Annotated in this window: 20 protein-coding genes; 3 read left to right on the forward strand and 17 right to left on the reverse strand. The window is 51.8% G+C overall.

All coding sequences use genetic code 11. The annotated features are described in order from the left end of the window. Positions 1–256: 256 nt before the first annotated feature. From mukB to cmoM, 4 genes are read right to left on the reverse strand one after another with little or no spacing between them, the layout of a single operon-like run. Positions 257–4717: a chromosome partition protein MukB gene (mukB, locus tag GFB57_RS19335; protein ID WP_003035811.1), complete on the reverse strand. Its 4461-nt coding sequence runs from the start codon at positions 4715–4717 to the stop codon at positions 257–259. Then, complete coding sequence (gene mukE, locus GFB57_RS19340) at positions 4717–5421, reverse strand: chromosome partition protein MukE (protein WP_003035809.1); 705 nt, start codon at positions 5419–5421, stop codon at positions 4717–4719. Before mukE ends, mukB begins: the two co-directional genes overlap by 1 nt. After that, positions 5402–6724, reverse strand: a complete 1323-nt coding sequence (mukF, locus tag GFB57_RS19345) for a chromosome partition protein MukF (protein WP_003035806.1) — start codon at positions 6722–6724, stop codon at positions 5402–5404. The genes mukE and mukF overlap by 20 nt, the downstream gene beginning before the upstream one ends. Then, complete coding sequence (cmoM, locus tag GFB57_RS19350; RefSeq protein ID WP_003035803.1) at positions 6717–7520, reverse strand: tRNA uridine 5-oxyacetic acid(34) methyltransferase CmoM; 804 nt, start codon at positions 7518–7520, stop codon at positions 6717–6719. Before cmoM ends, mukF begins: the two co-directional genes overlap by 8 nt. 135 nt (positions 7521–7655) lie before the next feature. Between cmoM and elyC the strand changes: the two genes are divergently transcribed. Next, entirely contained in the window at positions 7656–8432 is a 777-nt protein-coding gene (elyC, locus tag GFB57_RS19355; RefSeq protein WP_003035801.1) for an envelope biogenesis factor ElyC, read from the forward strand. Here the strand turns inward: elyC and GFB57_RS19360 are convergent. The 13 genes from GFB57_RS19360 to GFB57_RS19420 form a co-directional block, all read right to left on the reverse strand. Further along, on the reverse strand, positions 8409–9302 hold the full coding sequence (locus GFB57_RS19360; protein ID WP_003035798.1) for a YcbJ family phosphotransferase: 894 nt from the start codon (positions 9300–9302) through the stop codon (positions 8409–8411). The two genes, elyC and GFB57_RS19360, sit on opposite strands and share 24 nt — an antisense overlap. Before the next feature lie 164 nt (positions 9303–9466). Further along, complete coding sequence (gene kdsB, locus GFB57_RS19365) at positions 9467–10213, reverse strand: 3-deoxy-manno-octulosonate cytidylyltransferase (RefSeq protein WP_003035796.1); 747 nt, start codon at positions 10211–10213, stop codon at positions 9467–9469. After that, positions 10210–10392: a protein YcaR gene (ycaR, locus tag GFB57_RS19370; RefSeq protein WP_003035793.1), complete on the reverse strand. Its 183-nt coding sequence runs from the start codon at positions 10390–10392 to the stop codon at positions 10210–10212. The genes kdsB and ycaR overlap by 4 nt, the downstream gene beginning before the upstream one ends. A 51-nt stretch (positions 10393–10443) precedes the next feature. Next, entirely contained in the window at positions 10444–11676 is a 1233-nt protein-coding gene (locus GFB57_RS19375) for a winged helix-turn-helix domain-containing protein (protein WP_003035790.1), read from the reverse strand. A gap of 41 nt (positions 11677–11717) precedes the next feature. Further along, the gene (gene lpxK / locus GFB57_RS19380; RefSeq protein WP_003035787.1) at positions 11718–12695 is read right to left on the reverse strand and encodes a tetraacyldisaccharide 4'-kinase; all 978 of its coding nucleotides are present in this window, start codon (positions 12693–12695) and stop codon (positions 11718–11720) included. Next, positions 12692–14440: a lipid A ABC transporter ATP-binding protein/permease MsbA gene (msbA, locus tag GFB57_RS19385; protein ID WP_003035784.1), complete on the reverse strand. Its 1749-nt coding sequence runs from the start codon at positions 14438–14440 to the stop codon at positions 12692–12694. Before msbA ends, lpxK begins: the two co-directional genes overlap by 4 nt. Before the next feature lie 36 nt (positions 14441–14476). Next, on the reverse strand, positions 14477–16741 hold the full coding sequence (locus tag GFB57_RS19390; RefSeq protein ID WP_003035783.1) for a ComEC family protein: 2265 nt from the start codon (positions 16739–16741) through the stop codon (positions 14477–14479). 206 nt (positions 16742–16947) lie between these two features. After that, positions 16948–17232 (reverse strand): integration host factor subunit beta, encoded by a 285-nt coding sequence (gene ihfB, locus GFB57_RS19395; RefSeq protein ID WP_003035780.1) that lies wholly within the window; start codon positions 17230–17232, stop codon positions 16948–16950. A gap of 159 nt (positions 17233–17391) precedes the next feature. Beyond that, positions 17392–19065, reverse strand: a complete 1674-nt coding sequence (gene rpsA / locus GFB57_RS19400) for a 30S ribosomal protein S1 (RefSeq protein WP_003035776.1) — start codon at positions 19063–19065, stop codon at positions 17392–17394. Between the two features lie 113 nt (positions 19066–19178). Then, positions 19179–19862, reverse strand: a complete 684-nt coding sequence (gene cmk, locus GFB57_RS19405) for a (d)CMP kinase (protein ID WP_003035772.1) — start codon at positions 19860–19862, stop codon at positions 19179–19181. A gap of 171 nt (positions 19863–20033) precedes the next feature. Further along, positions 20034–21317 (reverse strand): 3-phosphoshikimate 1-carboxyvinyltransferase, encoded by a 1284-nt coding sequence (gene aroA / locus GFB57_RS19410; protein WP_003035768.1) that lies wholly within the window; start codon positions 21315–21317, stop codon positions 20034–20036. A 69-nt stretch (positions 21318–21386) separates the two neighbouring features. Continuing rightward, positions 21387–22475, reverse strand: coding sequence for a 3-phosphoserine/phosphohydroxythreonine transaminase (gene serC, locus GFB57_RS19415; protein ID WP_003035766.1), 1089 nt, complete (start codon positions 22473–22475; stop codon positions 21387–21389). 212 nt (positions 22476–22687) lie between these two features. Continuing rightward, a complete protein-coding gene (locus GFB57_RS19420) occupies positions 22688–23380 on the reverse strand; it encodes a DUF421 domain-containing protein (protein ID WP_003035760.1) in 693 nt (230 codons plus the stop codon). A 136-nt stretch (positions 23381–23516) separates the two neighbouring features. On the opposite strand from GFB57_RS19420, the gene ycaO reads away from it, so the two are divergent. Together ycaO and focA are read left to right on the forward strand one after the other, a co-directional pair. Then, the gene (gene ycaO / locus GFB57_RS19425) at positions 23517–25277 is read left to right on the forward strand and encodes a 30S ribosomal protein S12 methylthiotransferase accessory factor YcaO (protein ID WP_003035758.1); all 1761 of its coding nucleotides are present in this window, start codon (positions 23517–23519) and stop codon (positions 25275–25277) included. Between the two features lie 404 nt (positions 25278–25681). After that, positions 25682–26539 carry a formate transporter FocA gene (gene focA / locus GFB57_RS19430; RefSeq protein WP_003035756.1) on the forward strand — a complete coding sequence of 286 codons (858 nt, stop codon included), beginning with the start codon at positions 25682–25684 and terminating at the stop codon, positions 26537–26539. Positions 26540–26591: the final 52 nt, after the last annotated feature.

A 26591-nucleotide genomic window follows, 5' to 3' on the forward strand; every position in this document is an offset into this window, starting at 1 on the left:
TTGCCCCCTGTTTTCTTTATCATACTCTGAATAGCCAGGCCGCCTGTATTCCCCTTTATTTTGACGGGGGCGGACCTGTAAAACGCCAATACAAACTGAAGTATGACGAGCAAGCCCGTGACGCGTTGGGCTTACCTTTAGTATATAAACATCAAAAAGTTTTTGCCTAACCTAATGTAAAGAAGTCTAAAGAAATTACACCAGGCATGACGTCTTTGCGGAAAAAAATAAGGCGGCCTTGTAGCCGCCTTTTTGCTTAGCTTGCCTGCGAGGAGGCATCTTCAGTCCCCGGCAGTGGTTCCGGTAGCTGAGGCGCAAATCCGCGCAGCCCCACCACATGAACGTGCTCGGTGTTTTGGAAGACTTTACGCACCAGTTTGTAGGTGGTGCCTTTCTCTGGGCTGATGTTTTCCGGCGCAGCGATAATCAGCTGCATCTGCAAACGCTCACACAGCTCAAACAGAGTCGCAATAGAGCGCGCATCGAGTCGTGCTGCTTCATCAAGGAACAGCAGGCGGCAAGGAGAGATGTCTTTCCCGCGCAATCTGCGACCTTCATCTTCCCAGCTTTGCACCACCATCACCAGAATAGACATCCCGGTCCCGATCGCTTCACCCGTTGACAGCGCGCCAGATTCAGCACGCAGCCAGCCGTCAGAACCACGGTTAACCTCAACTTCCATTTCCAGATAGTTACGATAGTCCAGCAGCTCTTCACCAATGGTTTGCGGCGTGCGTTGCCCCATGTCGATCTGCGGATTCAGGCGCTGATACAGCTTCGCCAGCGCTTCTGAGAAGGTCAGGCGATTGCTGTTAAACAGATCCTGATGCTGCTCATGCTGCTCTGAAAGTACGTCCAGCAAGGTAGCATGCGTTTCACGCACATTGACGTTCAGGCGAACGCTGTTAACCTGGCCAAACGACACACTTTGCAGCCCCTGGTTCAGCATGCGAATACGGTTCTGTTCACGCTGAATGGTCTTACGAATAATGTTCGCCACGCTGCGTGAGCTGATCGCCAGTTTCTGTTCACGAGAGGTTAACTCTTCCGTCAGACGGCTCAGCTCAATCTCCATCTGTTCGATGGCTTCAACCGGATCGTCGGTACGGATAATATCCTGGCGAATACGTTCACGCAGATGCTGGTAAACCGCGACGAAGAACTGGATTTTGCGCTCTGGGCGTTTTGGATCTTCAGACATACGCAACACATCGCGCAGGTGTTCGTTATCCGCAACCGCCAGACGTAGCGCACCGAGCGCCTTATCCGACATCGAACGCAGTTCGTCACCAGAAAGATAGGCCAACTCGCGACGGTGCAGACGACGTTCCACACCGTTATCTTTCACCATCCGCATGACTGCACACCAGCCGGCTTTGGCGGTGACTACCTGCTCACGCATTTCATGATAATCACGTTCCAGCTTGCGCAGTCTGCGGGTCAGGTTTTCCATCTCCGCTTCGCAGAAGGTCAGTGCTTTCTCAAGTTGGTTGCGGCGTGCACGGTTGTTGCTGAGCTGCGCATGCAGTTCGTCACGACGGATACGCGCGCGCTCTTCGGCACCGCTGTCCGCACGGACACCAATATCCTGCAGTTCACGTTGTAAATCGTTAAGCAGCTCTTTTTTGGTGTCATAAGAGCTTTTTAGCGATGCCATGACCTGGTTGTACTGGCTTAACTGTGCAGCATGACTGCGCAGCGCCTCACGAGCGCGGGTACGTTCGGCTTCCGCCTGTTCCAGGCGTTCACGCAATTTTTCGTTCAGATCGCTATTACCGCTCAGCATTTCGGCTGAGTCGGAATAACTAAAGTGCGCCCGACGCTGTACGACTTCAGTCAGCGCAAAAGCCTGCTGACGTGCGTCGCGCTGCATCTGCTGGGAATACGTATAGTCTTCCTTCAGCTGTTCAAACTGCTCAGGGTCATTTTGCAGAACTGAAACGATAGGTTCCAGTTTCGCCAACTGATTGCCATGTTGCTGTACAAAACGCGCGGCTTCCTGAGCTTCATCCAGACGCTCGCGAATTTCGTCCACGCGATCGGCCAGCGTGTCATCGGCCAGCAGATTCAAGCGCGGCAGCAGGCGGTTCAGCGCGGAGACACCCTCTTTCGCCTGTTCAAACTGCATACGGCTTTGCTGGTTATCATTTTCATGATTAGTCAGCGCACGTTCCAGTTCAACGCGACGACCATTCAGTTGGCGAATTTCCGCTTCTGGATCGGCTTCAAACGCCACCGACAGATGGCTGCCGATAAAGCGGCTGAACGCCTGATGCAGACGCTGGGTTTTCTGGACATCAAAGGAGAGCGTGGCGAAACGTTCAGACAGCCCTTCACGCTCGGCATGCAGGGTTTCGATACGGCTTTCACGCGCTGCACGACCAAAAATAGGCACCTTCGGGAAGCGGGAATAACGCCATTGACGCTCGGCGGTTTTCACCACCACCGCATTTTCCAGTTCATCAACGCTGAAGACACTATCATCAAACGACTGCGGATCCCCTTCGATGAAATAGAGATCTTCCGGGCAATCCGTCAGCCCTTCAAGCTGTTCGGTAATTAGTGATAGATCTGGTACCACGATGGCATGGCGCGAAGGACCATACAGCGCAGAGAAGTACGGGGCATCTTCAAGGCTAACGTCATCATAAATTTCTGACAGCAGCACGCCGCCAAAGCGTTCCGCCAGCGCGTTCAGACGCTGATCTTCCGCCCCGCCCGGCTGACTTAAACGTTCAATCTCTTCATCAACCGCATTTTTACGTGCACCGACTTCATCACGCTCAACAATGGCCTCACGCTCGCGCTCCAGCAATTGTTGCAGATACTCGGTCACATCCTGGCTAGAGGTAAACTCTTCGCCACACTGCTCGCTAAGCTGATTCAGGCTATTTTGCGCAGCCAGCCAGACAGGTGCCCGCTTCATCAAATGCTGAATACGGGATTGTAGCTGTTCCTGTTCCTGACGCAGCGTCATACGCTGTTCGCTGGCAGACGAGACGCTGTCCGACAAGGCGGCGATGCGCGCTTCCAGTTCCTGGTGCAGCGCTTCCAGCTCATCGATATCAAACTGTTTACCCTGACGCTTGCAGAATTCGGCCAGCAGACGCTCGGCATCCTGCTGTTCGCGCAGACGCTGCTCCAGTTCGCTCAGTCGCATACGCAATGGCTGAACCTGTTCCGCCAGGTGGCGCTGTTCAACGCCTTCGCGCAGCAGTTCACGCGCCACGCTCCAGGCTTCACTACGTGCCAGCGGGCCGTTGATAGCCGCCACCAGCTGATAAGCCTGTTCGAACTGGCTATGCGCGGTTTGCGCCACGCTCATTTTTTGTTCAAGCGTTAGCAGTTTTTCAGTGGCTTCCTGCTCTTTGGCCTGGAAAGTCTCCAGCCATTCGGCGGCGCTGTCGGCTGTCAGATCCGGTAGGTGGCAGAGCTCTTTCGCCCGATTTAGGGCCTGGATCGCCTGGGTATACTGGATGGCTCGCGTCTGCTGGACGTCCAGCGCCTGCTGGTAATCGGCAAGCTGGCTTTTCAGCTCATCCACTTCCAGTTCGGCGGCTTCCGCGCGGGCTTCGTTTTCATCCTGGCGGTCAACGGCTTCCGCAACCACCTCATTTTGTTCTTCAAGACGGATCTGCAGTTCTTCGAGATCCGCTTCGTAGCGTTCAATTTTTTCCTGCTGACGCAGCGCGGTTTGCACCAGATTCAGGTGATCGCTCGCGGCCTGATAATCGGCTTCCAGATCGCCTTCGGCGCCGTTATGCTCGCCCAGTTCACGCGCCATATCCACGTGCTTGTACTGCTCTGCCGCCAGCTGCTTACGTGAGGTATACAGTTCACGACGATATTCCAGTGCTTTATCCAGATGGATACGACGTTCGTTGGCGTGGCGCATATAATCCGCAGCCACATAGTTGGTCGCTTCGCTGATCAAATGCTTAAACAGGTCGCGGTCAGACTGGGTTACGCGAATCGCTTCCAGCGTCATGCGGTTTTCACGCAGCGCGGCTTCCATATCCTGGAACGCTTTACGGACGCCGCCGTTTTCCGGCAGCAGGTAGTCACGCAGTGAACGGGTAATGGCGCTGGAGATCCCGCCGTACAGCGAGGCTTCAATCAGACGGTAGAATTTACTACGATCAGACGCGGAGCGCAGACGACGGGCAATGATGCCCAGATCGAACATCAGCGAATGATAATCGGTTATTGAGTTGAACTGCTTAAACTGCACACCTTCCATCTCATCAAGCTTCTCTTTCAGCTCAGGTAGAGACAGTACGCGCGCCTGGCGTTCGTTCAGCGTTTCCGTCACCAGTTGGGTTGGCTGTACCGACATCGGCAGCCCCTGAATGGCAAACGGTTTGATATCCACTTTGCGATCACGACCCGCAACCTGTTGCAGACGCACACCCACGACCACGCGCTGATGACGCGAGTTGAGGACGTCGAGCATTGAGTAACAGACCCCTGCTTTCAGCTTACCGTGCAGACCTTTATCACGTGAACCGCTGGTTGCACCAGCTTCGGTGGTGTTACGGAAATGCAGCAGGGTTAAGTCCGGAATGAGCGCCGTAACAAATGCCGCCATGGTGGTGGATTTACCCGCACCGTTACCACCGGACAGCGTGGTGACCAGCTCATCGAGATCAAACGTACGGGCAAAAAAACCATTCCAGTTAATCAGCGTAAGTGAGCGAAATTTACCGCGTTCAATCATTATTCTTCTTCTCCACTGTCCGGCTGATTCTCTTCGGGCTCATCGTTGAGCTGCAGACGGTTCTCGACCGCCATCGCTTCACCATCACGAATTAAGCGACGCTGTGCTTCACGCGGATCGTCACCGCTACGCACATCCGCGCCAAAGCGGAAGACAGATTCTGTAATACGGAATTTGCTGCTGTCGTGGCCCAGAAACCACACCATGCCTAAGCGGCGCAAGCGGTTGAGCGAAGAACGCACTTTTTCCTGTAGCTTCTGGCGGTCAACGTCAGAACCGGTTGAACGGTTGTTCACCAGCTTCAGCAGTTTGGCTTCATCCGCCAGCGTTAACAGCTCGTCATACAGCTCTTGCTGGGTAAAAATCCCTTCGTTCGCCAGGCGTTCCGGGCTGAGATAGAGATAGCAAAGAATTTTACCCACCATCATGTCCAGTTCAGACAGGACCGAACGCGGAATGAGCGTCGTTGAACGCGGACGAAGGTAAAAGAACCCTTCCGGCGCACGGATCAATTCCACGTTATAGCGGCTGTAAAACTCTTCAAAATATTCCTGAAAATCCATCAGGAAGGCATGATTATCCAGTTCATCCAGACCGATATGGCGGCCCGAACGTAAGGCGCTATCCAGCGCCGGAAATAACGGATTCGCCAGCGCCTGCGCCAGCTTTACCGGCATCACTTGTTCAATATTTGTCAATGACATGCGCCTGTACCTTGGCTCCGTAATCATTAATCGGCTGCCATTTGGCTGGCAGTCCGGTGAAGTCTGCTTGCGCTACGCCAAGGCGTACCGCCTGATCGATAACAATACGCGCGACGTCGAAATGACGCGCACGTGGGTATTGCGCCAGATACTCGCGCACTACCAAACCGAGATCCAGTGGTGTTTGTCTGGATTTGTAGATAGCCAGCTGTTCTTCGATGATCGCCGCCAGTTGTTCACGGATCTCGTTAAATTCTTCATATTCCAGATCTTCCGGAAGTTCACCGGTGACCTCTTCGTCACGTAGCACCATCTCCTCGTCACGCATATCCAGCAGACGATCGGCGTTGGCATAGGTCAGCGCCCATGGGTCGTCAAAGTAGGTCTGCACGGACTGACGCAGACGTTGGGCGAAGACGCGGTTTTTATCCATATCGATCGCGGTACGGATAAATTTATGCACATGACGATCGTAGCCGATCCACAAGTCAATGGACTGCTGACCCCAGCTAATAATGCGGTCGAGCTTGCTTTGTAAATCAAACACCAGCCGATCAACAAAATGCAAATCATCATGCGTCATTGTGGCATCCTGGATGCGTAACAGGTTAGCCTGCAGCTTATCCCCCGCCGCTTCCAGCGTATCCTGCAGTTCACGCAGCGTACCAGACGTTTCAGAAAGCAACAGTTCACAGCTGGATATCGCCGCCCGCCAGTCTTTGTTTAGCAACTGTGCGATGTCGTCTTTTACCTGCTGCTGCTGTTCATCCATGATGCGCTGGGTCAGATCGATACTGTCGAAAATCTCCGCCACCGAGTATTTCAATGGCGCATAGACGTTGCGGTGCCAGTGGAACTCATCGCCACCTTCCACTGCCGCATCCGCCGCGCGCTTCAGTTCGCCTGCAACAATCGACAGTTGCATGGAAAGACGCAGCGTAGAGAACTCGCGCTGACGAATATAGTAATCTGTGATGCCAATCCCGAGCGGCGTTAAACGGTAAATGGCGTTGCCTTCAGCCTGCTCGCTGGTAAAGCGGTTCAGCAGACGTTGACGCACCATGTCGTTGATCGCGTTGTTGGCGCGGACGCCGATGGTTTCGCTGGTTTGCTCAAACGCATCACTCACATGGCGGAACGCATCCACCAGTTCACCTTCACTCATCTCACCGTCAAGTCGCTCACCGTTCAATGTGGCGACCGCCAGCAGGAACGAAAGTCTGTCTACCGGCAGAGAGATGGAGAAGTCATTTTTTCTGGCCCAGGCAACCAGTTCGGGGACTGTCTGGGAAAATTCACTCATAGGTTATCCTTGCATCTGCGGCTCGGGCCGGACGTTTAATCGCGGTGACATGAATATAGCGCCCAAGGCTGATATACGGTTCCTGGCGGCAATAGCGCGTTTCTATTTCTGTTAAAGCATCAAAACAGTCATGCTGTTTTTGTTTATCACGCAGATAATCATGAAACACCCTCACGCCCGTTTTACCGGTTATCTCCCAGCCAATCTCCTCCAGCCAGCCATAGACCTGCTGAGGGTCGCGCGGGAAATCGGGAGACAACGTGCGCCGTTTCTTTTTATACATTCCCTGCTGTACATAGCCGAAATTACCGACCAACACATTACGCATCAACAGGCCATTTGCATTGTAGAACATCAGCGATAAAGCACCGCCCGGGCGTAACATCGACCACAATGTTTTTAAGACGGCTTGTGGATCGGCCACCCATTCCAGCACAGCATGAAACAATATCAGATCAACCTGAGAATCCAAATGCTGTGGGATGTCCTGAGCGGCACAATGTATAAAATGCATGTTGTCGCTCACACCTTGCTCTTCTGCCGCCCGTTGCGCTCGCGCCACCATCTCAGCAGAAAGATCGCACAAGGTAACGTGATGGCCCCGCTGCGCCATCAGAATGGCTGTCTGCCCTTCTCCGCCACCCGCATCAAGCACACGCAATGTTTGGCCCGCGTAGTCGGCAAGAAGTTTGTCCAGATCCTGCCAGAGGATCGTCTGGCGAAGCTGACCTTTAGTGGTGCCGTAAATGTTACGGGAAAACTTCTCTGCAATGTCATCAAAATTGCGATCCCGCATCAGGCTCTCCACATGCTGGCTTTAGGGTGACTAAGTAAAACCGCTATTTTGTCACACCCACGCCGAGAATGAACCTTCCTGGTGTAATATCACTGCAGATCCCCTGCTGTATGGTTAAAAAAGGAACCAAAAAGGATGCTTTTTACGCTGAAGAAAGTGATTGGCGGTATGATGCTGCCACTTCCGCTAATGCTCATTATCATGGGTATAGGCCTGGCGCTGCTCTGGTTTAGCCGCTTTCAAAAAACAGGGAAAGTGTGCATTAGCCTGAGTTGGCTGGCGCTGTTACTTCTTAGCTTGCAACCCGTCGCTGATAGCCTACTGAAACCGATTGAGGACAGCTATCCAACCTGGCAGGATACACAAAAAGTGGAATACATTGTGGTGCTGGGCGGAGGGTATACCTGGAATCCTCAGTGGGCACCAAGTTCAAACCTAATCAGCAACAGTCTTCCGCGTCTGAATGAAGGTATTCGCCTCTGGCGTGCTAATCCGGGATCGAAGCTTATCTTTACCGGTGCTGCGGCAAAGAGCAATAGCGTCAGTACTGCAGAAGCGGGAGCCCGCGTAGCGCAGTCACTGGGTGTGCCACCCGGTGATATCATCACGCTGGATAAACCTAAAGATACTGAAGAAGAAGCCGCAGCAGTTAAGCAGGCCATCGGCAACGCGCCGTTCCTGCTGGTGACCTCCGCATCGCACTTACCACGAGCAATGATTTTCTTCCAACAGGCTGGACTACACCCGTTGCCCGCGCCGGCTAATCAGTTAGCAATTGATTCACCGCTAAATCCGTGGGAACGCGCGATCCCCTCTCCCGTCTGGTTGATGCACAGCGATCGCGCTGGTTACGAAACATTGGGTCGCATCTGGCAGTGGTTAAAAGGTTCAGGCGAGCCACGGCAGCAGTGATTTCGTTGCCAGATCAAAGTTGGTGCGATTAAAACGTCCGGTGTTGACTAGTTGCGCCACCTCATCCCATAACACATACAGCCAGCGCCGCCAGATGAAGGACTCCGCCACGGGCGCGCGTTGCAGGTATTGCCAAAGCAGGCTTTCCGCCAGCGCGTTATCCATTAAACGGAACAATTCATACTCTCTGGGCGCCCACAGCATCAACCCCGGTCCCACCATGGCCAGTAGCTGATCGCTACGGGCGTCTTTGAGCATGCTACGTAAACTGAAATTACCGTGGATCAGTACGCAGTTATCATTGAATCCTTCAAATAAAGCGGGTAAACACTCACGGGTACGAAACAGGATCCGCTTATCCTGCATCGTCAAGCCAGTATTGTTGAACTGATTTAACGTGGTCCACAGTACCTCAACACGCTGGCGATACCAGGATGGCCAGATATTCTCTTGCGTGTTATCCACCATTCCCACGCAGCCACGGCTATCCTGCCGATGCCATGACAGCAGACCTTCTACGATCTGATCTTTTAAATGTTCCCAGCGTTCGGGCGTTCGGGCTGGCGCTTCCACCGGCACACCCCGTAAACGCTCAAGCAGTAACACATCGGGGCCGGGATGCTCTTCGTGGGTTAAAACCCCGTAAATGACGGGCATACGCACCGTACCGCTGCGCGCTAACATGGAGGTTTTCCATGCCAGTTGCTGCGCCATGCCTGGCGTGGTGAAACTTCTCGCCATCAGCGGCATCGGATTTCCCTGGCTGTCGTACAGTGACCACAGGGCCGTATCCACTTTTTCATTCACGCATTCTATACGACTGAGTTTTTCGCCCAGCAGGTGGCTGAGTTCGGCACGCAACTGTTCCATTTCAGATTGCCCTCATAAATGCTACTGCTTTCATAATGAGCGTCGGGCAGACAGATGTCACCCGGATGAGATCAATTGATGAAAAGAAAAGTGGAGGGAAAGCGCAACGATACGACACTCCTCCCAAAAATACGCATCAATATGGGGGAGTGCCGTGAGAAAAACTAAGGCATTTCGGCGCGAACGCGCTCGAGATCTTCGGTAGTGTCTACGCCGGTACCCGGGACTTCTTTTGCGACGGCAACGTGAATTTTTTCGCCGTACCACAGCACTCGCAGCTGCTCCAGCATTTCGATATGCTCAAGCGGGCTAGGCTGCCAGTTAACATAGCGGCGAATAAAACCGGCGCGATAGCCGTAAATGCCCAGATGGCGCAGGAAGGTGTCCCCCACCGTTTCCAGACTTTTGGCGAAACGATCGCGATCCCATGGGATGGTCGCGCGTGAAAAATAGAGCGCATATCCTTCAGCGTCCAAAACGACTTTTACCGCATTCGGATTAAATGCCTCTTCCGCACTGTGAATCGGAGCCGCAAGAGTCGCCATGCCGACCTGACGTTGCGCCAGATTCTCAGCCACCTGGCGAATAATAACCGCCGGAATCATCGGCTCATCACCCTGTACGTTCACAATAACGGTATCATCGCTAAAACCACATTTCTCGACGACTTCCGCCAGGCGTTCCGTACCAGACTGGTGATCGGCGCGGGTCATGCATACTTCCCCCCCCACCGCTTCTACCGCGCGAGCGACATCCTCGTGATCGGTGGCCACGATGATACGTTCAGCACCAGATTCACGCGCACGCTCCAGGACATGCACGATCATTGGCTTGCCGTTGATATCCAGTAGCGGCTTGCCCGGCAGACGAGTGGACGCATAACGCGCAGGAATAATGACCACAAAACTCATGATTTACTCTCATCAGCAGTCAGAACGCGGGCTTCGGTTTCCAGTAACACAGGAATGCCATCACGCAGTGGGAAAGCAAGGTTATCCAGTTTACAAATCAGTTCCTGTTTTTCCTGGTTAAACCAGAGTTTGCCATTGCATACCGGGCAGGCAATGATTTCAAGTAGACGATGATCCATAGTTCCTCCAGATGGACCGGATTGTGAATCCGTAAATATTAACATAATCGCTTAAAGGGCTGGTTCTATTTCCCAACCATGGCGTGCATCAGCAAATAAACCTTCAGGATAACGTCCCAGCGTAACGCGTGTTGCCTGCTGCCAGCGGGCAAAATCGTCAATCGCCTGAAACAATCCTTTTTGCAAAGTCACCCCAGGCTTAACCCCATCCTGTAACCACAGCGAAATCACGTCCAGCACGCCCGTTTTACGGTGCATTTTGGCATCCATTCGCCCAACCAACTGCCCGCGGTGCAGCAACGGCAAGACGAAATAACCGTACTGACGTTTTGGTGCTGGCGTGTAACACTCCAGCCGGTAGCTAAAATCGAATAGCTGTTCTGCCCGTTTACGATCCCAAACCACCGGATCAAAAGGCGATAACACTGCGCTGTGGGTCGCCGTTAATTTGCCCGCCAGCGCCTGTTCGAGTAGCGGCTGAAGGTGGCTATGTAGCCATAGCGTTCCCAGCCCTTCAACGTCGACAGGAATAATCTGTTGCTGTTCCGCCCGTTCGTTGCACCAGTTTTTTAGCGCCGGGCGCTTCAGGCGGTAGTAGTCTGCCAGCCATTGTTCGCGGAAAATCCCCAGACTGCGGGCGCTGTTATCCAGCATAACGCTTTCAGCATCTTCCTGCGAAAGTGGGTCGCGTTCATCGTCCCAGTGTGGCATGACGCGATGGGTTAAATCATACACGCGCTGGAAATTACGCCGTTCCACCACCATCACTTTCCCGGCAGTGAACAGCCCTTCAAGATGACGCTTCTGCGGTTTCCACTCCCACCAGCCGCTGGTCCCCTTGCGTGAATGCTCAAAATCAGCAGATCGTACCGGTCCGTTATGCTGGATGTGCTGGAGCAGTTGCTCAATTTCATGAGCATGTTCTTTCATCCACGCCGCTTTATACTTCCAGCCCATATTCTCCGGGGCCAGCATGCGGTGACGTATCAGCATAAAATCGCTGCGCGGCAAAAAGCAGGCCTCGTGCGCCCAGTATTCCATCAGTTCGCCCTGCTGTAACGAGTCGTCCAGCCATTGGGGTGAATAATCTCCTAAACGACTAAACAGCACCAGGTAAGGACTTCGCGCCACAATATTGATGGTATCGATTTGCAGTAACGACATGCGCGAAATAGTCGCGAGAATATCTGCCGGGGTTGCCCGACGGCGTGTTTTTTTCAGCAGACCTTGAGCGGCAAGGTGAAGATGACGGGCATCCGTCAGAGAAAGGTACGGCAACGACATCTATGGCCTCATAAATGATTCGCTGCCGCAGCGTGAATCAGTTAGCGAGTCAGCGAGATTAAGCTATCCAGCAATACGTCAGGCCGATCGCCTGACAAATGAGCGTCAACAGGTAAATACCACCAGTTTTCATCGGCAAATGCCCGGCACTTAACCGCATCTTTTTCCGTCATCATCAGCGTTTGCCCGGCGTTTACAAACGCACTGACGTCACTGTAGGTCAGAGACTGATGGTCTGCCAGCGCAATGCTTTTTTGCACGCTGGCACCGCATGCTTTCAGCGTGGCAAAAAAACGCGGTGGGTGGCCAATGCCCGCCATGGCGACAATATTGGGCAATTGCGATACATCACGGCGTTCACCTGTACGTAAATTAACGGCCAGCCCCGGTTCAAGTCGCATAGGGATTTCCCCTGGTTGCGCAACGCCACCGTTAACAATAGTCGCATCCACCGATTTTAGACGACCTGCGCGTTCCCGCATTGGACCAGCGGGAAGCCACCAGCCGTTGCCAAACCGACGTTCGCCGTCAATAACCACGATTTCAACATCTCGCGCCAGACGATAGTGCTGTAGCCCATCGTCGGTCACAATAATCTGCACGTCATGTTGGGCCAAAATGGCTTTTACCGCATCCGATCTTACCGGGGATACCGCTACCGGCACGCCGGTACGTTGGGCGATCAGCACAGGTTCATCACCCGCTTCTGCGGTAGTGGTCTCTGCGGTCAATAACAACGGGTAAGCAGCCGCTTTCCCGCCGTAACCACGCGACACCACGCCCACGCGAATCCCGCGTTGCTGCAGTTGTTCAACCAGCCAAATCACCACCGGTGTTTTGCCATTGCCGCCGGCTGTAAGGTTTCCGACCACCACAACCGGTACTGGCGCGCGCCAAGCGCGTTTCAGCCCAAGCTTGTAGCATAGACGGATCCCGCCACTCACCAGGCCATAAAGCCAGGAGAGTGGAAGTAACAATCGCCACAGCGGCGATTCACCAGACCAGATACGTGCGATCATTGACCGAATTGCATTTTGTGTAATTGCGCATAGACCCCGCGCTGCTCAATCAGGTCGCTATGGGTTCCGCGTTCGACAATCAGACCATCCTCCACCACGATGATTTCGTCGGCTTGTTCAATGGTTGAAAGACGGTGAGCAATGACCAGAGAAGTACGGTTTTTCTGTAGCTCATCCAGCGCAGACTGAATCGCACGTTCAGATTCGGTATCAAGAGCTGATGTTGCTTCATCAAGGATCAGAATTGGACTGTCACGCAACAAGGCACGGGCAATAGCGATACGCTGACGTTGTCCGCCGGAAAGCAGGACGCCGTTTTCACCAATCACCGTATCCAGACCATTATCCATCTTGTTGATGAAATCCATGGCGTAGGCCATCTGTGCCGCTTTTTCGATCTGCTCACGACTGTACATATCGGTACGCGCGTAGGCGATGTTGTTGGCAACCGTATCGTTAAACAGGTGCACATTCTGCGAAACCAACGCAACCTGATCGCGCAGGGATGCCAGGGTATATTCGCGCAGATCGTGTCCGTCCATCAGAATCTGCCCTTCATCAATATCGTAGAAGCGCGTAATCAGGCTGGCGATGGTGGATTTTCCTGAGCCCGAACGGCCAACCAGAGCAACGGTTTTACCCGCGGGAATATTCAGGTTGATGTTACGCAGAGCCGGTACTTCACGTCCCGGATAGGTGAAAGTCACGTTGCGGAATTCGAGATCGCCGGTAGCACGCTCGATAACACGTTTACCTTCATCTTTCTCCTGTTCGCTATCCAGAATCGTAAATAAGGTCTGGCATGCCGCCATACCGCGCTGGAACTGCGCGTTGACGTTGGTCAGCGATTTCAACGGACGCATCAGCGCGATCATTGAGGAGAAGACAACCGTAATTGTCCCTGCCGTCAGGTTTTCCATTACGCTTGGGAAGCTGGCCGCATATAACACGAAGGCCAGAGCCAGAGACGCAATCAACTGGATGATAGGGTCGGAGATAGAAGAAGCGGAAACCATCTTCATACCCTGCAAACGCATCTTGTTGCTGACCTTATCAAAGCGCTTGGTTTCGACTTCCTGACCACCAAAAATCAGAACTTCTTTGTGGCCTTTCAGCATCTGCTCCGCACTGGTCGTAACCTGCCCCATAGTGTTTTGCATGTTTTTACTGATGCTACGAAAGCGCTTGGAAACCACACGGATCGCCACTGACACAATTGGCGCCAGTACAATCAGGATCAGTGACAGCTGCCAGCTGTAATAGAACATCATGATAAACAGGCCAATGATTGAGGCCCCTTCACGTACCACGGTGATCAGCGCGCCGGAAGACGATGACGCGACCTGCTCTGAATCATAGGTAATACGTGACAACAGCGTACCTGTAGACTGTTTATCAAAAAAGGAGACTGGCATGCCCATCATATGACCAAACAGGCGGCGACGCATGGTCATGACCACTTTGCCTGACACCCATGAGATACAGTAGCTGGAGACATAACTGGTTAAGCCACGAACTATCATCAGCCCAATGACCACCAGCGGCATCCACAGCAGCACCGAACGATCCGTTTTACCAAAACCATCATCCAGTAATGGTTTAAGGAGCGATAACATGAAGGTATCGCTGGCCGCGTTAAGGACTAACGCTATACCCGCCACGATCAGACCCGATTTAAAAGGCGCTATGGTTGGCCATAGTCGGCGAAACGTCTGCCACGTAGAGAGATCTTTATCGTTATGCATTCAAAAAACCAGCATTTGTTAGAATAGCCGCATATTCTACCCGTTATCCTCCGACACGCCAAACCACTGATGATACCAACGAGGTAAAATCTGATCCCGCAAGCTGTGTATTCGCCAGTTTTTTTGGTAAAAATCCAGCGTAATCTGCCCCTGATGTGGTGTATCCAGCCATTGATAATTTTGTTTCCGATAACGTTGCTTCACTTTCCAGGATGGCAGACGCCAGGCGTTGTAACGAGATGCAGAGGCTAGTGCGGCCTGCCCGTCAACTCGCTGAATGAGTGCCAGTGATGATGAAGTATTGCTGCCATGATGCGGAACCTGTACCACCGTAGACTGCAGATGCTGCCAGTAATGACTTAGCATTTTTTGTTCAGCGGGAGACTCAATATCGCCGGTCAGCAGAACACTCTGATACCCATCATCAACTTTAACTACGCAGGAGTGGTTATTCCCCTGCCCTGTATTTCCACGCACAGGCCAGTGCGCACTGAAGGTTAACCCTTGCCATTGCCAACGTTCTCCGCGAAAACACGGGAGGTGTCCTTTCCAGCCTAGCGGACTTCTTATCCATAGTGATGGCCAGACTTGTTGTAAGGAGTGCAACCCTCCCCGGTGATCCATATGTTCATGGCTTAAAATGACCCCTTCCGGCTCCAGATTATGCCAACGCAACCAGGGAATAATCAGCTGTTGCGCGCTATCGCCTTCAGGCCATGCCAGACCGGTATCGTAAAGCAGCGCTTTTCCATCACGCACAATCACCATCGCCAGCCCCTGCCCGACATCCAGCATATGCACTTGCCACACATCTGTACGCGGTGCACACCAAAGCGGCCCACTCAGCAAAAGTAGCGCAGAGAAACAGACCACCGGTAGTGTAAGCAAGATATTTAGTCGCCATGCGATAATCATCATTCCGGGTAAAAATGCGAGCCATTGCCAGCGTGCATCAATATTGATCCACCCTTCAGGCAGGCTCCTGAGCCCCCAAAATAGTAGCGCCAGAGAGCGATCCGCTAAATACCACAGATTCGATTCAATCATCACCAGTCCGGCTAAATGCACGATCATGCCTGCTAATATCAAGGGTACGGAAACAAACGTGACCAAAGGGACGGCAAACAAATTAGCCGGAAACGAGGTCAGACTAAAACCGTGAAACATTGCGATTTGTACGGGAAGAAGCAGAAGCGTAATACCCAATTGCAGATGAGCCAGCGCCAGAAATTGACGACCAGCACGCGACAGTGGCCAGTCCGGGAGCGGTACCCATTGGTACCAGAACAGCAGTGCCGCAACGGCGGATGCAGACAACCATAGGCTTTGCGAAAGAACGGCAACAGGATCCACCACCAGAATGGCTGCCAGACAGCAGATCCATACCGACCATCCGCTCCACTGCCTGCTGCTAAGTCTTAGCGCCCCCCAGACTAGCAGCGCAACAACCGTTCGTAATGCCGGGGGGTGCAGCCCCGTCAGCCAGGCATATAATGTGGCGCAGACAATCCCACCCACTAATGGAACCTGCCAACAAATCCATCTGGCGGGCATAAAAAATTGTCCCGCGCGAATTATTCCGGCAGCCAGAAGTGCAGCAAACGCAATATGCAGCCCGGAGATAGCCATCAAATGAGCCGTGCCGGTATCACGCATAATCGTTTTCACCTCTTGTGACACGGACAAGCGCTCACCCATTCCCAGACCCAGTATAACCTGCTGCCAGGGATAGTCGGCGAGTACCGTTTTCAACGAGTCGAGAAATCGCGAACGCAAACTGCATTGTGGTGTGATAACCGAAGCCTGTAAGAATCGCCCCGTCAGCGGTTGATGCTGCGCCAATGCGTAACGCTGGCTATCAAATCCGCCTTCGTTTAATTGACCGTGTACGGCGCGGACTTTCAACGTCATCGCCCATGTCTGACCCGCACAAACATCACCGGGTAAATACTGTCCGTACAGGACGATTCCTTGTGCAGGAAAGATTCGTTTCCCCTGAAGGTGAGTGATTTGGCCGTAGTGCGTTGTCATATTGTCAGTTCCGGTTATCCGCACAATGGCTTGCTGGGTTTTCGCAGGCAGCGTATTACCGGCCCACAGAGCTTCTTTCGCAGCCAGGATTCCCCAAAGAAAAAACAGCAGGGTTAGTCCGGCGGAACGTATATATTTGTGGGGGAGAAAACAGAGCAGACATGCCAGACAAAATACAATGCCGATACACAACATGCCTGGCAGCGTAGGTAATAGCATGAGTGGGAGAATGCCGAATAATGCACACGTACTCACCGTTGTTATTTTCATCAATAACCTCCCTGTTACAGGGAGTGTGCAGTACTCTTCGACGGTTGTCTGGCATCAATTTATCGTTATACGACCTGAGTTCCGCAGACATTTAGTGGGGGTTGTAACGTACAAATTAACTGGGATGAGGATTCCAGGATAGGCGCACAGAAATGAAAAAAGCACCCATGCGGGTGCTTTTCTCGGCGTTAAGTCTCGCTAAAAACTTAACCGTAAATATTGGCGCGATCGCGCAGTTCTTTACCTGGTTTAAAGTGCGGAACGTATTTCCCTTCCAGATCCACTTTATCGCCGGTCTTCGGATTACGTCCGGTGCGTGGTGCGCGGTAATGCAAAGAGAAGCTGCCGAAACCGCGGATTTCAATACGCTCGCCCTGCGCAAGAGTCGAGGCCATATGTTCCAGCATCTCTTTAACTGCATCTTCAACCGCTTTCGCGGGAATATGAGGTTGCTGGGTTGCAAGTCTTTCAATCAATTCTGACTTGGTCATGATTCCTCCGGTTCCTTAAAGGCATAATTAGCTGCTGCATTGATTAAGGGCGGCCGTAGCCGCCCTTTGTCATTGATTACAGGACGAATCCTGTAATCTGTCAAGCTACTCGTCATCCTTTGTGCCGTTAACAGCACAAAGGATTTAGAGCACTCGATATTACTCGCCTTTAGCTGCTTTGAAAGCTTCAGCCATTGCGTTGTTAGAGAAGTTAGCATCTTCCTGTTTGTTAACAGTTGCGATTGCATCTTTCTCATCAGCTTCGTCTTTAGCACGAACAGACAGGCTGATTGCACGGTTCTTACGATCAACGCCGGTGAATTTAGCTTCAACGTCGTCGCCTACGCTCAGAACCAGAGTTGCATCTTCAACGCGGTCACGTGAAGCTTCAGAAGCGCGCAGGTAACCTTCAACGCCGTCAGCCAGTTCTACGGTTGCGCCTTTAGCGTCAACTGCAGTGACTTTACCGTTTACGATTGCGCCTTTCTTGTTCAGTGCAACCCAGTTGTTGAACGGATCTTCTGCGAGCTGTTTAACGCCCAGAGAGATACGCTCACGCTCTGCGTCAACCTGCAGAACAACTGCTGCGATTTCGTCGCCTTTTTTGTATTCACGAACTGCTTCTTCGCCTGCAACGTTCCAGGAGATGTCAGACAGGTGAACCAGGCCGTCGATGCCGCCGTCCAGGCCGATGAAGATACCGAAGTCAGTGATAGACTTGATTTTACCTTCAACACGGTCGCCCTTGTTGTGGGTTTCCGCGAACTGCTGCCATGGGTTGTTTTTGCACTGCTTCAGACCCAGGGAGATACGACGACGTTCTTCGTCGATATCCAGAACCATAACTTCCACTACGTCGCCAACGTTAACAACTTTGGACGGGTGGATGTTTTTGTTGGTCCAATCCATTTCGGAAACGTGAACCAGGCCTTCAACGCCTTCTTCGATTTCAACGAAGCAGCCGTAGTCGGTCAGGTTGGTCACGCGACCAGTCAGTTTGGTACCTTCTGGATAACGCTTAGCGATAGCTACCCATGGATCTTCGCCCAGCTGTTTCAGGCCCAGAGATACACGAGTACGCTCGCGGTCGAACTTCAGCACTTTAACAGTGATTTCGTCGCCAACGTTTACGATTTCGCTCGGATGCTTAACGCGTTTCCATGCCATGTCGGTGATGTGCAGCAGGCCGTCAACGCCACCCAGATCAACGAATGCACCGTAGTCAGTGAGGTTCTTAACGATACCTTTAACTTCCATGCCTTCCTGCAGGTTTTCCAGCAGCTGATCGCGTTCTGCGCTGTTTTCGGATTCGATAACGGCACGACGGGAAACAACAACGTTGTTACGCTTCTGATCCAGCTTGATTACTTTGAATTCAAGCTCTTTGCCTTCCAGGTGCAGCGTGTCGCGGACCGGACGAACGTCTACCAGGGAACCCGGCAGGAACGCGCGAATACCATTCAGCTCAACAGTGAAGCCACCCTTGACTTTGCCATTGATAACACCAGTAACGGTTGCAGCTTCTTCGTAAGCTTTTTCCAGCGTGATCCAAGCTTCGTGACGTTTAGCTTTTTCACGGGACAGCAGGGTTTCACCGAAGCCGTCTTCTACTGCATCCAGAGCAACGTCAACTTCGTCACCAACCTGGATTTCCAGCTCGCCCTGGGCGTTTTTGAACTGCTCTGCCGGAATGGCGGACTCAGATTTCAGACCAGCGTCAACCAGTACTACGTCTTTGTCGATAGCAACAACAACACCACGAACGATGGAACCCGGACGGGTTTCGATTTCTTTTAAGGATTCTTCAAACAGTTGAGCAAAAGATTCAGTCATGTTTAATCTTCAGGTTTCATATTTAACGTCCACCTGGCTCCATGCCGGATGGGGTTGTTTAACATACCCGCTGTCAATCCATTGCAACGGGGGTACTGCAAATTCGGTCGCACTTAAGCGAGAGCCAGTTTTTGGCGCGCGTATTGTAACGCTTTTTCAATCACTTGCTCAATGCTTAATCGGGTTGAATCCAAAACTAAAGCATCAGCAGCAGGAACCAGCGGCGCTACAGCACGGTTACGATCGCGATAATCGCGTTCTTCGATCTCGGCCAAAAGGCGTTCAAAGTTAACACTAAAGCCCTTCTCCTGCAACTGTAGCATACGTCTATGCGCACGTTCTTGCGAGGAGGCGTCCAGAAAAATTTTCACCGGCGCATCCGGGAACACCACGGTCCCCATATCACGTCCATCAGCAATCAGACCTGGGGTTTCGCGAAATGCGCGTTGACGACGTAAAAGCGCTTCACGCACGCGAGGAAACGCCGCGACCTGAGAGGCGGCATTCGCCACTTCCTGGGTACGGATTTCACCGCTGACATCCTCACCTTCAAGAATAACTTCAAGGTTGCCGTCTGTTGAGATAAAACGCACATCAAGGTGTGAGGCAAGCGGTACCAGAGCATCTTCAGATGTTACATCAACATGGTGATGTAACGCTGCGAGCGCCAGTACGCGGTAGATCGCGCCTGAATCTAACAGATGCCACTGCAATGCTTCCGCCATTGCCTTGCACAAGGTGCCTTTTCCTGCACCGCTTGGGCCATCAATGGTAATAACCGGGGCAATTGCCGTCATCTTTTTCTCCTTAAACGGGCGTACATTAACGTGAACGCCGCGCATTATACGCGCCAACGCCAACGATCGTTATCTTTGTGTGAAAAATGCAGAATCATTGAAGCTGAGTGTAGAATAAATAGGCAATCGGAGATGTCAGAATGTGCCGCACCCGAAAGTGCGGCAATGAAATCAGGCAGATGTACTAATACGCGCCAGCTGTTCGAAATAATCCGGGAAAGTTTTGGCGGTACACTTTGGATCAAGAATGGTCACAGGCGTGTCAGACAGCGCCACCAGCGAGAAACACATCGCCATGCGGTGATCGTTGTAGGTCGCGATGTCCGCAAATTGCAATGTTGCAGGCGGGGTGATGCGGATAAAGTCATGCCCCTCTTCCACTTCCGCGCCCACTTTGCGTAACTCCGTCGCCATCGCGAACAGACGATCGGTCTCTTTGACGCGCCAGTTGTAGATATTACGTAATGTCGTGGTGCCTTTCGCAAACAGCGCCGCCGTTGCAATGGTCATCGCCGCATCAGGAATATGGTTCATATCCATATCCACTGCGTTCAACTCGCCGCGAGTACAGGCAATAAAATCGTTGCCCCATGTAATGGTAGCACCCATTTTTTCCAGTACATCGGCAAAACGAATATCACCCTGCATGCTGTTACGACCAATCCCGGTAACTTTTACCGTACCGCCTTTAATGGCACCCGCCGCGAGGAAATAGGAAGCGGAAGAAGCATCGCCTTCAACCAGGTATGCACCCGGTGACTGGTACTGCTGCTGCCCCTTCACGACAAAGCGCTGGTAGTTTTGATTTTCAATTTCAACACCAAACGTTTTCATCAGGTTCAGTGTGATATCAATGTAAGGTTTGGATACCAGGTCACCTTTAATTGCAATCGTCGTATCCTGCGGCGCAAGCGGCGCAGTCATCAGCAGCGCAGTGAGGAACTGGCTGGAAACGCTACCGTCTACCTCAACCTGGCCTCCGGTAAAGCCACCGCGCAGACGTAAAGGTGGATAGTTTTCCTGCTCCAGATAGTCAATTTTGGCTCCGCCCTGGCGCAGCGCATCAACCAGATGGCCTATCGGGCGCTCTTTCATGCGCGGTTCGCCCGTCAGCACGATGTCATTGCTGCCCAGACATAGCGCTGCGGCCAGCGGGCGCATTGCGGTTCCGGCATTACCAAGGAACAGTTCCACTGAGCCTTGCGCATGTAATGCACCACCATTGCCAATAATCTCGCAGCGGGTACGATCAGCAGAAAGGGTATAGCTAATCCCTAACACATTCAGAGCATTGAGCATATGGCGAACATCATCGCTGTCCAGCAGGTTGGTCAGGACAGTGGTGCCATTGGCTAATGCGGCCAGCAGCAAAGCGCGGTTAGAAACACTTTTGGATCCAGGCAGATTGATTGTGCCATCCACCCGCGCAATGGGTTGTAACGTCAGGGATTCCATGAAACTCGACTCTCAAAAACAGACATAAAAACCCCACAGACAGGCTGTGGGGATGAAAAGTACAGCAGATTAGCCACGACGGCGTTCAAAATCGACCATGAAATCGGTCAGTGCTTTTACACCTTCAAGCGGCATTGCATTGTAGATGGACGCACGCATACCGCCGACCACACGATGCCCTTTCAGCGCATGCAGGCCCGCAGCAAAAGACTCTTCCAGGAACAGTTTATCCAGTGCGCTGTCAGCCAGCTGGAACGGTACGTTCATGCGTGAACGGTTGGATTTCGCCACATCGTTACGGTAGAAATCGCTGTTATCAATTACGCCGTACAGCAGTTCCGCTTTTTGCTGGTTAATTTTATCCATTGCATTAACACCGCCCTGCTTTTTCAGCCATTTAAAGACCAGGCCAGACAGATACCAGGCAAAGGTTGGCGGCGTATTGAACATGGAGTCGTTGTCATTCAGCACGGTATAGTCGAGGATTGACGGGCATGATACATGAGCTTTACCCAGCAAATCTTCACGGACGATGACAATCGTCAGGCCCGCCGGGCCGATGTTTTTCTGTGCTCCGGCATAAATTACGCCATAACGGCTAACGTCAAGCGGTGCGGAAAGAATGGTAGAGGACAGATCAGCCGTGACCACAACGTTGCTGGCAAAATTCGGTGTTTCATCGATCGCAATGCCATCGATAGTTTCGTTCGGACAATAGTGCAGGTACGCCGCGTTATCAGAAAGCTGCCATTCACTCATCGGCTTAACAGCACGCAGGCCGTCCACGGTGACTTTGGCATCAATAACGTTTGGCGTGCAGTATTTTTTCGCTTCTTTAATTGCACTGGCGGCCCAATAACCGGCATCGACGTAATCCGCGGTGGTTTTATCACCCAGAATATTTAACGGGATACCCGCGAACTGCCCACGACCACCGCCATGGCAGAACAACACTTTATAGTTGGAGGAGATGCTAAGAAGATCGCGAAAATCCTGCTCCGCTTCCTCGGCGACCTGGATGAATTCTTTGCCACGGTGGCTAATTTCCATCACCGACGTGCCAAGACCGTTCCAGTCGCGAAGATCCTGTTGAGCCAGTTTAAGTACTTCTGCCGGTAGCATTGCCGGACCTGAACTAAAATTAAAGACCTGAGCCATTTCCCCTCACCACGTTGTGTTGTTGTCCAATCAACATCCTGTCATTGACGATAATCCGGTGACAGACATTGGTATAAGTTATTCCTGTGGATATCGGTTTTATCATTCAGTGACACGCGCCGCAATGGGTAAAACTGACCAGGGTAAAAATGTGTCATTGGTCACACAACAGAATCTATCGGATTGACGGGTAAAAACCGAGATTTTTGCTGTCAGGTAACCCGTTTTTCCCGACTGGCCTTCGACCATTCTGGATTTGCACAGCGTGGACATAATTGATGATCTCCTGCGTTCATTTGCACCACTTCGCTACAACGTATACAGGCATAGTCCCCTGCTTCAGGCATTACTTTAAATCGTTGCGTACAGTGCTTAGGTAAAATACTGAGCCCCGGCTTTACGTCTTCATCGGCAAAGAAGTAGACACTGATTTGTCCATTCGTCTCCAGAATAGCCAGTTTCACCTGTCCCAATTGCTCCACGCCGTTCAAACGCAGTTCCATAAAGAATTCAAATTCCGTCATATTGGCACTATTGAGCTTTGACCATGCCAGCTCGCCATCTTCAATGATCACGACGGGTTTGCCCTCCAGCAGGTCCTCCATTTTTTCACTATGCGCCATCAGCCACATTACCAACCGATACAGCACAGCAAGAGTAATAAAAACCACCAGCACCGGCAGCATCGGGACATCGTCATAGAATGCCACGTCTCCCGCTGCAGAACCCAGCGTAAGGATGATCAGCACTTCAAAAAGCGACATCTGGCGTACGCCGCGACGTCCGGTGATTTTTAAAAACAGAAAAACCAATATAAAGGTGTAGAGGCTGCGTAACGCAACTTCCCCCAGAAAATCCATGGGCACCTTATCAAGCGCCATACGGTGCAAATCGAAAGCTTTCATTAATATGCTCTAAACGTAGTTGGCTGTAAGAAAGCATAGCCAATGCTTTTATTTACGCCTGAGCTCCGGCGGCGATAGCGCCGTTCATTGAAAACCCGTATCATTGCGCGCTTTCCGTACGACAAAAGTGATTTTCATGACGCAAACATTTATCCCCGGCAAAGATGCCGCTCTGGAAGATTCCATCGCTCGCTTCCAGCAAAAATTGCTCGACCTCGGTTTTCAAATTGAAGAAGCCTCGTGGTTGAATCCCGTCCCTAACGTCTGGTCTGTACATATTCGCGACAAAGAATGCGCGCTGTGCTTCACCAACGGTAAAGGCGCGACGAAAAAAGCGGCGTTGGCTTCCGCGCTGGGCGAATACTTTGAGCGTCTGTCGACTAACTATTTCTTTGCGGATTTCTGGTTGGGCGAAACTATCGCCAATGGCCCGTTCGTGCATTATCCGAACGAAAAATGGTTCCCGCTGACAGAAGAAGACGATGTACCAGAAGGTTTACTGGATGCACGTCTGCGAGCATTTTACGATCCAGATAACGAACTGACTGGCAGCATGCTTATCGATCTGCAGTCTGGTAATGAAGAACGTGGCGTCTGCGGCCTGCCGTTTACCCGTCAGTCGGATAACCAGATTGTCTATATTCCGATGAATATTATCGGCAACCTGTATGTTTCTAACGGCATGTCCGCGGGTAACACGCCTAACGAAGCGCGCGTTCAGGGCCTGTCTGAAGTCTTTGAGCGTCATGTGAAGAACCGTATTATCGCCGAAAGCATCAGCCTGCCGGAAATCCCGGCCGAGGTGATGGCGCGCTATCCGGCAGTGGTGGAGTCCATCGCCACACTGGAAGCTGAAGGTTTCCCAATTTTTGCCTATGATGGCTCGCTGGGCGGTAAGTATCCGGTGATTTGTGTTGTCCTGTTCAACCCGACCAACGGTACCTGCTTCGCTTCCTTCGGCGCACACCCGGATTTCGGCGTGGCGCTGGAGCGTACCGTCACTGAACTGCTGCAGGGTCGTGGTCTGAAAGATCTTGATGTCTTCACCCCACCGACCTTTGACGATGAGGAAGTGGCAGAACATACCAACCTTGAAACTCACTTCATCGATTCCAGCGGTTTGATCTCATGGGATCTGTTCAAGCAGGATGCCGACTATCCGTTCGTTGACTGGAATTTCTCTGGCACCACGGAAGAAGAGTTCGCCACCCTGATGGCCATCTTCAATGCTGAAGATAAAGAAGTGTATATCGCTGACTATGAGCACCTGAGCGTTTACGCGTGCCGCATTATTGTGCCGGGAATGTCTGACATCTATCCGGCAGAAGATCTGTGGTTAGCCAACAACGCTATGGGCGCCCATCTGCGTGACACCATTCTCTCTCTGCCGGGCAGCGAATGGGATAAAGAAGACTACCTCAATCTGATCGAACAACTGGATGAAGAAGGTTTTGACGACTTCACCCGCGTGCGCGAGCTACTCGGTCTGGCGACCGGTGCGGATAACGGTTGGTACACCCTGCGTATTGGCGAGCTTAAAGTGATGCTGGCGCTGGCCGGTGGCGATCTGGAGCAGGCGCTGGTGTGGACAGAATGGACGATGGAATTTAACGCCTCCGTCTTTAGCGCGGAACGTGCAAACTACTATCGCTGCCTGCAAACATTGTTGCTGCTGTCTCAGGAAGAGGACCGTCAGCCGCTGCAATATCTGAACGCATTTGTCCGCATGTACGGCGCTGAGGCGGTTGAAGCGGCAAGTGCGGCACTGAGTGGTGAAGCTCCGTTTTATGGACTTCAGCCAGTAGACAGCGATCTGCAGGCATTCCCGGCACATCAGTCTCTGCTGAAAGCCTATGAGAAATTGCAACGCGCGAAAGCGGCACACTGGTCAAAATAGTGACAAACAACTTGCCTCGAGTAGGCTAAATGTATTGTCTGAGCTATATTACGGGGCGCTTAAAGCGCCCCGTTTTTTATTTTGGTCAAACCAAAAAATAAATGTAAAAACAAGGTTAAATATTAGTAGTTGATATTAAAAAAATTAGCTTATTAATGTGGTTTTTTATCTCAATTACTCCATTTTAATTAACCGTCCCATAGGAGGCTGAAAGAAAAAATTCAACTCACTTTATAATTTTTAAAATTTATTTTTATATGGATAATCAACATGTTACACCGTAATCGCATAAAAACCATGCGTCTTACGGGCCTATAAGCCAGGCGAGATATGATCTATATCAAATTCTCATCTATAATGCTTTGTTAGTATCTCGTCGCCGACTTAATAAAGAGAGAGTTAGTGTGAAAGCTGACAACCCTTTTGATCTTATTCTACCTGCTGCAATGGCCAAAGTTGCCGAAGAAGCAGGCGTCTATAAAGCAACGAAACATCCGCTTAAGACGTTCTATCTGGCAATTACTGCCGGTGTATTCATTTCAATTGCCTTTGTTTTCTATATTACCGCCACAACCGGCACTGGTACTATGCCTTTCGGCATGGCGAAATTAGTAGGTGGTATCTGCTTTTCCCTGGGGCTGATTCTTTGTGTTGTCTGCGGTGCAGACCTCTTCACTTCAACCGTACTGATCGTCGTTGCTAAAGCCAGTGGTCGTATTACCTGGGGTCAGTTAGCGAAAAACTGGCTTAACGTTTATGTCGGTAACCTGGTGGGTTGCTTGCTCTTCGTGCTATTGATGTGGCTTTCCGGCGAATACATGACCGCCAACGGCGCGTGGGGGCTCAACGTCCTACAAACAGCCGACCACAAAGTGCACCATACTTTTGTTGAGGCAGTAAGCCTTGGCATCCTGGCTAACCTGATGGTGTGCCTGGCGGTATGGATGAGCTACTCTGGCCGCAGCCTGATGGACAAAGCGTTTATCATGGTATTACCGGTCGCAATGTTTGTTGCCAGCGGTTTTGAGCACAGTATCGCAAACATGTTTATGATCCCTATGGGTATTGTAATACGCGATTTCGCCACCCCGGAATTCTGGACCGCAGTTGGGTCTTCTCCGGAGAATTTTTCTCACCTGACCGTGATGAATTTCATCACCGATAACCTGATTCCGGTTACGATCGGTAACATTATCGGCGGCGGTTTGTTGGTCGGGTTGACATACTGGGTCATTTATCTGCGTGGTAACGATCATCATTAATCTGATGATGCCCATTACACGCAGTAAATAAAAAATCCACTTAAGAAGGTAG

Source organism: Citrobacter sp. S39 (assembly GCF_009495675.1).
Lineage (GTDB): Bacteria > Pseudomonadota > Gammaproteobacteria > Enterobacterales > Enterobacteriaceae > Citrobacter > Citrobacter freundii.

What these genes read in the sequence shown, in the direction of transcription:
- lpxK (WP_003035787.1), bottom strand. Translation starts at nt 12,695, where the DNA reads ATGATCGCACGTATCTGGTCTGGTGAATCGCCGCTGTGGCGATTGTTA.
- mukE (WP_003035809.1), bottom strand. Translation starts at nt 5,421, where the DNA reads ATGTCATTGACAAATATTGAACAAGTGATGCCGGTAAAGCTGGCGCAG.
- cmk (WP_003035772.1), bottom strand. Translation starts at nt 19,862, where the DNA reads ATGACGGCAATTGCCCCGGTTATTACCATTGATGGCCCAAGCGGTGCA.
- aroA (WP_003035768.1), bottom strand. Translation starts at nt 21,317, where the DNA reads ATGGAATCCCTGACGTTACAACCCATTGCGCGGGTGGATGGCACAATC.
- cmoM (WP_003035803.1), bottom strand. Translation starts at nt 7,520, where the DNA reads ATGCGGGATCGCAATTTTGATGACATTGCAGAGAAGTTTTCCCGTAAC.
- GFB57_RS19360 (WP_003035798.1), bottom strand. Translation starts at nt 9,302, where the DNA reads ATGGAACAGTTGCGTGCCGAACTCAGCCACCTGCTGGGCGAAAAACTC.
- rpsA (WP_003035776.1), bottom strand. Translation starts at nt 19,065, where the DNA reads ATGACTGAATCTTTTGCTCAACTGTTTGAAGAATCCTTAAAAGAAATC.
- ihfB (WP_003035780.1), bottom strand. Translation starts at nt 17,232, where the DNA reads ATGACCAAGTCAGAATTGATTGAAAGACTTGCAACCCAGCAACCTCAT.
- GFB57_RS19420 (WP_003035760.1), bottom strand. Translation starts at nt 23,380, where the DNA reads ATGAAAGCTTTCGATTTGCACCGTATGGCGCTTGATAAGGTGCCCATG.
- GFB57_RS19390 (WP_003035783.1), bottom strand. Translation starts at nt 16,741, where the DNA reads ATGAAAATAACAACGGTGAGTACGTGTGCATTATTCGGCATTCTCCCA.
- ycaR (WP_003035793.1), bottom strand. Translation starts at nt 10,392, where the DNA reads ATGGATCATCGTCTACTTGAAATCATTGCCTGCCCGGTATGCAATGGC.
- mukF (WP_003035806.1), bottom strand. Translation starts at nt 6,724, where the DNA reads ATGAGTGAATTTTCCCAGACAGTCCCCGAACTGGTTGCCTGGGCCAGA.
- GFB57_RS19375 (WP_003035790.1), bottom strand. Translation starts at nt 11,676, where the DNA reads ATGTCGTTGCCGTACCTTTCTCTGACGGATGCCCGTCATCTTCACCTT.
- ycaO (WP_003035758.1), top strand. Translation starts at nt 23,517, where the DNA reads ATGACGCAAACATTTATCCCCGGCAAAGATGCCGCTCTGGAAGATTCC.
- elyC (WP_003035801.1), top strand. Translation starts at nt 7,656, where the DNA reads ATGCTTTTTACGCTGAAGAAAGTGATTGGCGGTATGATGCTGCCACTT.
- msbA (WP_003035784.1), bottom strand. Translation starts at nt 14,440, where the DNA reads ATGCATAACGATAAAGATCTCTCTACGTGGCAGACGTTTCGCCGACTA.
- mukB (WP_003035811.1), bottom strand. Translation starts at nt 4,717, where the DNA reads ATGATTGAACGCGGTAAATTTCGCTCACTTACGCTGATTAACTGGAAT.
- serC (WP_003035766.1), bottom strand. Translation starts at nt 22,475, where the DNA reads ATGGCTCAGGTCTTTAATTTTAGTTCAGGTCCGGCAATGCTACCGGCA.
- kdsB (WP_003035796.1), bottom strand. Translation starts at nt 10,213, where the DNA reads ATGAGTTTTGTGGTCATTATTCCTGCGCGTTATGCGTCCACTCGTCTG.